General features: G+C 58.5%; 5 protein-coding genes. 2 read left to right on the top strand and 3 right to left on the bottom strand.

Features of this window, described 5'->3' with window-relative positions:
* Nucleotides 1-235: 235 nt before the first annotated feature.
* The 3 genes from VLI63_RS17570 to VLI63_RS17560 form a co-directional block, all read right to left on the bottom strand.
* Nucleotides 236-1225, bottom strand: a complete 990-nt coding sequence (locus VLI63_RS17570) for an FRG domain-containing protein (protein ID WP_409158145.1) — start codon at nt 1223-1225, stop codon at nt 236-238.
* Entirely contained in the window at nt 1225-3927 is a 2703-nt protein-coding gene (locus VLI63_RS17565; RefSeq protein WP_409158144.1) for an ATP-dependent RecD-like DNA helicase, read from the bottom strand. The genes VLI63_RS17570 and VLI63_RS17565 overlap by 1 nt, the downstream gene beginning before the upstream one ends.
* A gap of 265 nt (nt 3928-4192) precedes the next feature.
* Entirely contained in the window at nt 4193-5443 is a 1251-nt protein-coding gene (locus VLI63_RS17560; protein ID WP_409158143.1) for a protein kinase domain-containing protein, read from the bottom strand.
* 587 nt (nt 5444-6030) lie between these two features.
* Here VLI63_RS17560 and VLI63_RS17555 point away from each other — a divergent pair.
* Together VLI63_RS17555 and VLI63_RS17550 are read left to right on the top strand one after the other, a co-directional pair.
* A complete protein-coding gene (locus VLI63_RS17555; RefSeq protein ID WP_409158142.1) occupies nt 6031-7674 on the top strand; it encodes an ATP-dependent nuclease in 1644 nt (547 codons plus the stop codon).
* Entirely contained in the window at nt 7671-9335 is a 1665-nt protein-coding gene (locus VLI63_RS17550) for a UvrD-helicase domain-containing protein (protein WP_409158141.1), read from the top strand. Before VLI63_RS17555 ends, VLI63_RS17550 begins: the two co-directional genes overlap by 4 nt.
* Nucleotides 9336-9478 lie beyond the last annotated feature (143 nt).

The raw sequence follows: 9478 nt of genomic DNA, 5'->3' as shown, positions 1-9478 counted from the left end.
ACATCCTCGCCCGCTCCCGCATGCGAGCCCTGCCCGATACCGGAAGCGAGGTGAACACCGACACGATCATGGCCCTCAGCGCCTAAAACGAAGGATCAGCAGTTACACCACACCACGGGACTTGACCACCCGAACGCCGCCGCGAGACAGTCTGACCGGTGCGCAGGACGAGGCGCACCCCGATAGCCGTCCCATCGCTCTCGCTAGTGGTCACACTCGGCCGACGGTACACAAACTAGACAAGCGGCCCGAATATCGTCAGATTTCCCATTTTTGGTGGCGGTTCTGGAGCGTAATCGAGTAGCCGCCGGTATCCGTCATCGAACGAGGCGGATGGGAAAAGGGTGCCGGCAGATGTCATCGACCCTGACCCGAGCCAATCTAGAGCATCGTTCAGGCCGACCTCGATCACGCCGGCGACGCTTTCGTGGAGACTCCCAAGGAGGTCGCCCCCTACTACCGCCGGAGCAATGAGCGCGCCGTGCTGAGCGTGAGGGCGAAGGTACACCGAGGGCACGCTGTATCGGAGGTCCACCGCGCGAGTGCGCTGCCCCACGCGGTATCCCGGAACACCAGTCTCTTCAAGAGGCTCAGTCTGGAAGATGATGACGTAGGCCTTTGCCGACACCCCCTCGCTTGAAACCGAACGCCTGACGTGATGCGCATACCTTCCAACGCTCACCTGCCTGAAGCAGGCAAACCACAGGGCAACCCAGATGTTGTCGACAACATCCAGCCACCGTGTCTTGATCCCATAGTGCTGCAGCAGAGGCTCCACCACGGCACGGTACGTGCCAGACACAAGTGCCGCAGACGAACGCGACGCTCGACTAGCAACTTCCAAACACCGGTGGGCGTTGGCAAACGAGAAGGGACCGCCAGTGCATGCGCACGCGGCACCGAATAGCCGATCGACGTAGGTGCGCATCGCTGCTGCATGTCCGTCAAATTGCAGCTGAGTGAGACCCTGGTGCCCACTTCCGTCCGCATGAGGCCGAAACGCGCTCGCCAGCATCGTGCCGCGGAGAGCGCTTTCACCGCGATAGAAAGCGTAGCCGTGATGCGCCTTGAACCGCAGGTAACCAGCCACGGCTGTTAGCTGGTTTGGATTCTCTACCGACCAGACAGTCCATCCGTTATCCGCACGCCGACGGATATTGGAGAGCGTCAGCCCGTTGTTGTAGCTCATCTCGCCGCCACCGGCGGGGTCCTCAGAAGTTGCCATCAGGCGACGAACTCGCGGCGCTGTCGTAGCAGCGCCACATCTTTCGAGCTTGACTTCCGTTCGAGCTTGCCGATGACAGCCTGCTCCGTCTCGGGCGTCCAGAACACCTGAAGGTATTCCCGGGCACGGGTCAGGGCGGTATAGAAAATGTTGTGCGAGATTCCGTCCTCGTTCGCATCAGTAATGACGACCTTGACTGATTCGTACTCGAGACCCTGCGCTCGGTGAATTGACACGGCGTAGGCGACCTGAAAGGGAACCGAGGTGTTCGAGGGAGCATCGTCGTCATCGCTGTTCGCCAGCTCGTAGACCTCGAACGCGACAACCGAGTCGCGAACCCAAGTGAGGTCAAGCCCCCAGGTGTCGAGCTCAGTAACTGTCCGCGTCAGGTCAACTTCGAAACGGATCTTTCCGGGCTCTACGTCTATTCCGACGATGGTGCCTTTGAGGTTGTTGTAGATCAGCGGCTTGAAGCGCTCACTGTCGTTGAAGACGACTGGATCGCCCACTTTGAATGTCGCGGGCCCCCAATCGACTGAAGGGTTCGAATTGCTGCTTTGCAGGAACCGGTTCACGTTGTTGATGCCGTAAAGCCCGTCATAGTTCAAGCACAAGATGATCTCGTCCTCCTTGCGTTTTCCAAACAACTCCTCGCTGAGAGGCGTTGAATAGTTGCCACGGGTCATCGCTTCGGTGATGTCATCTTCTACGTTGCGAATCTTGTCCCAGAGCGCCAGTAGCTGCTTGTTATCCGAACGCCACGGTTTATCTAGCTCGAATACGGATGACGCGGGCAGGAAGGATCGCATGATACTGAACCAGTTACCGAACTGGATCGATTCGATTTGGTGAATATCCCCGACGAAAAGTAGAAGCTTGAACTTTGTGTTGCTGAGGACCTGCATGAGGCTTTCGTTGCTGACTGTGCTGCATTCGTCTATGACAAGAACTTCATAGTCGGTCGATGAACCGCCACTCCAGTTGTGGCTGGCAATGGTGCGGAAGTCCGCATTCTGCGCGCGTACCTTGCGGCGCAGGTTGTCAACGGCGGGATGAGTGTTGGCCAAGAACAGGAGCGGCTTGTCATTCAGATAGTTGGCGAGGTAATTGATCATCGTTGACTTTCCAGTGCCTGCGGCGCCGTATATCAGTGCGACTTTCGAGTCCTTGAAAAGTGACGTCAGCGCGGCGACCTTCGTCTCGTCGTCGAATTCCTTTGGCTGTTCATCAACCCACCTTGTGAGGGCTGTCTCCCATCCGCCGACGCCGCTTGTTGAGTGGCTTTGCACTTTGTGGACGATGTCAACGACTTCGTCCTCGTACCCATGCGCAAACACATGACCCATATCGATCTCCAGTTTCCGCGCTTGGTGCCTAGCGTTTCCGTAAAGGAGAGCGTTGTGTTGTTCGACGAGCGCCGAGACATCCCCGAAGTCTTCGAGTTCCGAGAGCGGAGTGTAGAGCATGCCCTTGCGGTCAATGTTGTTGCTAATCCGGCGAGCGAGCAGCTCGTGAGTTCGACCCGCCGGATCGATGGCTTCCAGGAGGTCCCAGAAGTGCGGTCGGTGACCCATCGGGTAGGTGCAGAACGGCATCTCTTCGAATGGAATGCAGCCCCACTGGAGATGCAGATTTGAAAGCCTCCCACAGGAGTCCTTGTTGTACTGCTTTCGTATAACGACGTTTCGCATTGAGAGCATGAGGTAGCGGATGAGGAGGTATCCGGGCCGTCTACTGCCGATTAGGTCGCGCGCCTTGTCCAGGGTCGGGTAGATGCTTGGAGACTTGGTCTCGGATAGCGCCCAGGTCTTTACTTGGCTATAGGCTTCCGCCGGAAGATCGACCAGCTCGAGTAGCGTGGATCCGGTCTGGGTGAGATACCTCATTACGTTTTTGTACTCGGGGCTCCGGGTGTCGACTCGTGATCGCGGTCCGAAGAACCTGGAGAAGTTCTCGAGTTCACATTGTCGGATTGACACCTCCCAAGCGGTGATCAATGTGATGGGCATCGTCTGACCCAGGACATCAATCGAGTCTCCGACGAGCGTGAGCGTTGCCGCGTGCTTGTCGTTGATGTCTAGATCCGAGAAGGCAATCACTCGATCGAACTTGCTGATGCTTGGTTTGTCAGACGGCGTTGCGAAGGTGACCTCGTAGTACACGCGCCCCTTCGTGAAGAACGGACGCGTCTTGAGTACGTAATAGCGGGATGCGCGCTCGGGTCCGGGCGCGAGAATACTGGCTGCTTCGATGCGCTCCGCGATCTTCAGATGGTACTCGCGCAGAGAAGGATCAAGGTCGATGGGAAAGTTCTCGAGGTTCGCGAGGAGGTCTAGTCGAAATGACCTCTTGAGTAGGTCACGAACCTTGTACAGGTAGGCGAAATACTTCAGCATGAGCCGTTCGGAACTGTCGCCATCAAATGTGTAGTGCGAGGTACTCGGCTGCAGTTGCCTGTAGAAGCGGCTAAGGAAAGACAACTTCCCGTTCGATTTGAGAGAGGCCAGTCCCGACTCAATGGCGGGGTAGTCATACTCGGCTGTTACATCCTGAGTGTTGACGAGAACTGCGACTCCCTCTACTAGGTTCCGCAGCTGTGCGAGCACGTTCTGAGAGAGCAGCCCGCGGTCATCGATAAGGGACTCGATGTTGCTGAAGATGACACCGTCAACGCTGTGAAGGTGTTCTGCGACAGATGTCATGCTTCGGTCCCCTGCTCATGGGTGGATGGCGCCCTGCGCTCCTTCTATCCGAATAGGCTAGTGCCGCTCACCTTCTTGAACTACTCGCATCGGTCGATGGGGAAGCCGTATTGACCAACACCCATGCGTAGTCATTTGCGTAGTCAGTCGGATTTCTAACGCGTCCCCAAGATGATTGCGCGCCGATTCATGCTGGCTGCAGACGCCAAATCTGCACCGTGACCGCTGGGTTGTATGACCAAATACCACGGTGAAAAGCTGCGCTTCAGGTTTCACGCAGTTTCGCGATCAACGCAGTGTCTGTATGTTTCTCGAACTTGTCCCGCGCCCTCTCCTGGAAAAACTCCCATGACTCCGACGAGTGCAGCGCACGCTCCATCGCTTCGCCCGGACGCCGAGGAAGAACAGAGAGCCAATCGAGGATCGCACGCGCCGGGACGAATTGATCCACGCTCGCGGTGGTAGCGAACAGTACAGTGGCGATGCGCTCGGCCGGCTCAAGTTGATTTGCGTTGGTCAGAACCCTGAGCACGCTTACACACCAAGATAGAAACGAATCCATATCGCTGTAGCTCATCGCGGGCACCTCGCCTAGGAGATCCGTCACCGCATCGACCATGCCGGCGCTATCGCCTGCAGCCCACCTATTGACGTCGGACTGCGATAATTTCGCGAGCGCACGGACCAGGCGCGCGTGTTCCGCCGGCTGCCCGAGAACATAGGCGCTCACTTCGGCCCACTCCCCTTGATGAATCAGCGCTTCGAACGTGCCCACGAACGGCTTTGTGGCCTTGGTAAAGGCATTCACGAATTGGTCCAGGCTCGCAAAACGATCTGATCCTCGTGGCCTCGTCGCCCTGCGGATAGCAGCACCAAGACGAGGATCGGAGGGCATCTGCACATGTCCGTAGGACGGCGGTTGCCCGGTCAGCAGCCAAGATGCGATTGCCCCGAGGCTATACACATCCGCACTCACCGTCGCATCGTGGGCGTCGGTGTATTGCTCCGGCGCGGCCCACCCGGCGCTTCCAGTCAGACCGCCAGCGTGAGTTAGCTTGGATGCTGTTAGGCCCAAAGGATTGCGCACGATACCGAAGTCTGCAACGACCCACCGAGCGCCTTGCGCACTTTCGAGCCACAGAATGTTTTGAGGTTTGAGGTCGCGGTGCACCTGGTCTTGGGCATGAAGAGGTCCGAGCCCTATGGCAACAGCCTCGAGAACGTCGAGGCATTCTGACACCGAGCAGGGCACATCCATCTCAGATAGAGCACGCGATGCGCGTGGCATGCCATACCAACTGTGCGAGGAGTCGTAGTCGAGAATCGGCATCACATGCCTATTCGCGGTCGCAACCATCGCTAGGAGTTCGCGCTCAAAACGCTTCTGCACCTGGCGCACGTCGGCGGCGGTCTTCAGGACGACGGCTTGGCCAGTAGCGCTCTGTGCAGTCCAGACCTGAGCTGACGGCGTCTCGCTGATTTTCTCTAGGAGGGCATATCCGTCGGGTATCACCATGAACTACTCTCCCTTTCTGATGTCGGGCGCATCATCCCGAAAATCGACGGTGCTGTCAGTTCCTTGAGGCTAGCGAATCCTTACGGGAGGCTCCCTAGTTTTTAGAACGGAGAGTCGGTTGAATAGCCGCCCCACGGCGCATCGTTGATCGGGCCGGTGAAGTAGGTTGAACCGCGGTCCGGAGCGAAGTCCCAGGTCGCGCTATCGAGATGGTCGGGTGCTGCACCCACTCGGTAGCTGGCTCGTCCTTGCCCGGTCACATCATGCGGATACTGGTCTGGTCGAATTACGATTCCGTGCCCTCGAACCTCGACTCCGCCACTGGTAATCGTCCAGTCATTTGAGATCATCTCGAACACGGGGGTGGCCGTTAGCCATCCATCTGCGTTCGCCGTCCAACCCAGCACCGCTTATACGAGTACCGATTCCGACAGCGGCGCATCTAGTCACCGGCGCTCGCCATCAGAGCCAGTTTCGACTCCACCTGTCCGTGGCTACAGGAACTGTTCCCTCACCGGCACAATGGCAGTGCACGCGCTTTCAAGTCTCGCTCCGGGAGACGTGGTGTGGGCAAGGAGGACCCGCCGATGCGTCTCATCAAGATCACCGTGAACAACTACACACGGTTGCGGGATCTCGACGTCGCCGTCCGAGGGCATCTCGTCGTCGTCGGCGCCAACGATGTCGGAAAGACCTCACTCCTACGTCTCCTCAATCTCCTGTTCGGCGCGACCGCACAGTTGTACCAAGGACTCTCAATCCGGGACCTACGCGACCTCAACACGCCGCTCACCATCAACGCGACCTTCAATGCGTTCACCGAAGATGAACGAACCCTGTTCCATCGCGAGATCGACATTGACCCGAAAGACAAGTCGGAGTCGCTTGACGTTCGACTGGAAGTCCAGGTCGATCCTGAGGACCCGGAATCAGTGCTCATCTCCCGATGGTGCCCCGGCCGAGGCGAGGTGCGCCCACCCTCCCGCGAACAACTCGTCGCCTTTGGTTGGCGCTACCTGCCAGCCGTCCGGACCTCATCGGCAAACCAACTCGAGGGCTCCAACGGCGCCGTTCAAGTTCTGCTCAAAGCCGTCGAGTCCGAACTCGGAGATGAGAAAGCCGCACTTGGAAGCCTGCTGGACTCGTTCAACGACAAGCTCGAGGAGAGCAAAGCGTTGACGACCCTCCGTGAAGGCATGGCTGAACACCTGTCGAACTCCATGCCGCGATCGATCGACGCGAACGACCTGTCCATCCGCACCTCCGCAGATCCCACCGAATCCGTTCTCGAAAACGTATCCATGTACTTCTCCCGAGAAGGCGCATTCGTCCCCTTGTCGGAACAGTCCGACGGAGTCAGGCAGCTGATCTCGATGACTCTGTTCGATCTAGCCGAGGAAGCCGCGAACGTCATCGCGATCGATGAGCCGGAACTCCACCTCCACCCGCTGAGCCAGCGCACGGTCGCAGAACTTCTCACGCAGGAGATCAACCAAAAGATCCTCGTGACCCACTCACCCTACGTCGTGCAAAAGTTCGACCCGACCCAAGTTGTGGCCGTCAACCCAGACGGCACTTGCCACCAAATCGACCCCGCCCAGTTCTCAGTAGAAGAACGAACACAAGCCCACTGGTGGTCACCCCGCATGCTCGAGGCGCTCACCGCTCGATTCGCAATCCTCGTCGAAGGCATCGCGGATCGACTCATCGTTGAAGCAGTCGCCCACGCGCGCGGGCTTTCTCTCGACCGGATTGGCGCAATCGTTTTCGAACTCGGCGGGGCCGAGAACTTCCCAACCGTATACAAACTGCTCGGCCCTCACGGGTTCAATGTTCAGGTGCTGGGGCTCGTTGATGAAGCCGAAAGCCCGAGATGGGTTGGCGCCGTGGGCGGAAAGCCGAAGCACGTCATCGGCCGCGACGTGTTCATCTCCAAAGTCGACCTCGAGGAAGAATATTGCCGTGCACTGGGCGCCCCAGAAGTGGCACAGCGACTCATCACCGCCCGGGTGGCCCAAGAATCAGGCGTCCTTTCCTCATGCGGAGTGAGTACACTCGCCGACGTCGGAGTCACCGAATTGGCCAAATTTTGCCGCTCCAGCACCAAGACCGCGAACCGGAAAGTCCCCGCGGCACTAGCGATCTCGAAATCGCTTACCGCCGACGATGCATTGAAGATCGACAGCGTGTCGTCGCTTGTGGCACGCCTTCAGACACTCTCAAGCAAATGAGTGACTCCGCCGCGTTCGAGGATGCCGTCAGCTCGCCCGCGCAGAATCTGTTAGTGATCGCCCCTCCCGGCTGCGGAAAGACCGAACTCTTGGCGCGACGTGCGGAACTCCTTATCCCGACCCTCCGCCCGCATCAGAAAATCCTCGCCCTCACCTTCTCGAACAAGGCAAAAGCCAACCTGAATAGTCGCCTCGTGAGCGTTCTCGGTGTCGAACGGAAACGTCGTTACGTCACCGTTCACAACTTCCATGGTCATGCCGCGGAGATTGTCCGCTCCCACGGACTGACACTCGCTGTTGACCCCGGATTTGAGATGCCAGACAAGCGATCTCAAGCCAACGCGATCGCACTATTCCTTGACGAGTTATCCGAGGCAGACGCAAGCGAACTCAGCAGACGTATCGAAGACGATCTCCGCGAGGCAAAGCAACGCCCGCACGACGATACCCAAGTGCTGCAGACACTTCGAGCAATCGGGATCAGCCAGTCTCAAACCATCGAAGAGGCACGACAGGCCGGTGACGCCCTGTATTTCGACGACCTACTCCGGCACGCGCAACGCTTGCTACGCGTGAATGAGATAGCAGCCCTCTACCGCAATCACTATGGCGCGATCCTGGTCGATGAGTTTCAGGATCTTTCACCGCAGCAGCTCGACCTCGCCCTGCGAAGCTCCGAGCAGAGTCGCACCTTCGTGGGCGACCCTCTTCAGGGAATCTACAGCTGGACGGGGGCTAAACCGGTAGAGGTGGAGAGACTCCTCAGGAAGCTCAGCGGCGACCCGCTCGGTCTTGGAGTTTCCTACCGATCGTCGCCGCGAGTACTCGACCTGCTCAATACAGTTTCCGTCGGTCTTGGCGGCCAACCGCTCGAGCCTGATGATCCCGACGTCTGGCATGAAGGTGGGATCACCAGCGGGCTCGCGTTCAACACCGGCGCAGAAGAGGCAAAATTCATCGAAGCAACCTCGGCGCGAATATTGGCAAAGCAACCGAACACTACCATCGGGGTCATCTGCCGGTCCGGGTGGCGACGAAAGCCCATCGATGCGGTGTTCGCCACGTCGGAAGTCCGAAGCACTAGATGGGATCTCACAGTCGACGACGCCCGAATCATCGAACTGCTTAATGAGGGCGTCACGCGGCTCGGAGGAGCCCCCACATTCGGGGCGCTGAGGACTGACGTCATCGGGCGGATCGATCCCGCAGACGTGGACACTGCCGCAGACGTGATCGACGCCCTCGAGCAACTGGAGGGGCTGGCCGAAGAGGCCGGATCAATCGGAGCCGCAATGGCGCAACTGCGAATCCTTGAGGAAGGAGAAGAAGCAATCGGGCCAGGAGTGCACCTACTCAACGCTCACACCGGGAAGGGCCAACAATTCGACTGGGTCTTCATCCCCGGCTTCGAGAAGGGCAACATTCCCAGCTTCCTCGCGAAAGGGAAAGCACAGATCGAGGAAGAACATCGGGTTCTTCTCGTCATGTTGTCCCGCGCCCGTCACGGAGTGATTCTGACCCGCGCCAAGTCACTTATCTCGAAACGCGGTAACCCCTACAACACCACCGTCAGCCCATGGGCGATGGAAGTTCGGCCCGCGCTGGTCGCTGATAGAACCCAATTACTGAATCACATCGACAATCTGACCACGACGAGCTAACAGCACGAAGTGCCGGGGTCAAGTCCCGTGGTGTGGTGTAACTGCTGATCCTTCGTTTTAGGCGCTGAGGGCCATGATCGTGTCGGTGTTCACCTCGCTTCCGGTATCGGGCAGGGCTCGCATGCGGGAGCGGGCGAGGATGT

This window comes from Lacisediminihabitans sp. H27-G8 (assembly GCF_046156175.1).
Lineage (GTDB): Bacteria > Actinomycetota > Actinomycetes > Actinomycetales > Microbacteriaceae > Lacisediminihabitans.
Note: the sequence above shows the minus strand (reverse complement) of the source record. Positions and strands in the feature narration are given on the sequence as shown.

What these genes read in the sequence shown, in the direction of transcription:
- VLI63_RS17570 (WP_409158145.1), bottom strand. Translation starts at nt 1,225, where the DNA reads ATGGCAACTTCTGAGGACCCCGCCGGTGGCGGCGAGATGAGCTACAAC.
- VLI63_RS17565 (WP_409158144.1), bottom strand. Translation starts at nt 3,927, where the DNA reads ATGACATCTGTCGCAGAACACCTTCACAGCGTTGACGGTGTCATCTTC.
- VLI63_RS17560 (WP_409158143.1), bottom strand. Translation starts at nt 5,443, where the DNA reads ATGGTGATACCCGACGGATATGCCCTCCTAGAGAAAATCAGCGAGACG.
- VLI63_RS17555 (WP_409158142.1), top strand. Translation starts at nt 6,031, where the DNA reads ATGCGTCTCATCAAGATCACCGTGAACAACTACACACGGTTGCGGGAT.
- VLI63_RS17550 (WP_409158141.1), top strand. Translation starts at nt 7,671, where the DNA reads ATGAGTGACTCCGCCGCGTTCGAGGATGCCGTCAGCTCGCCCGCGCAG.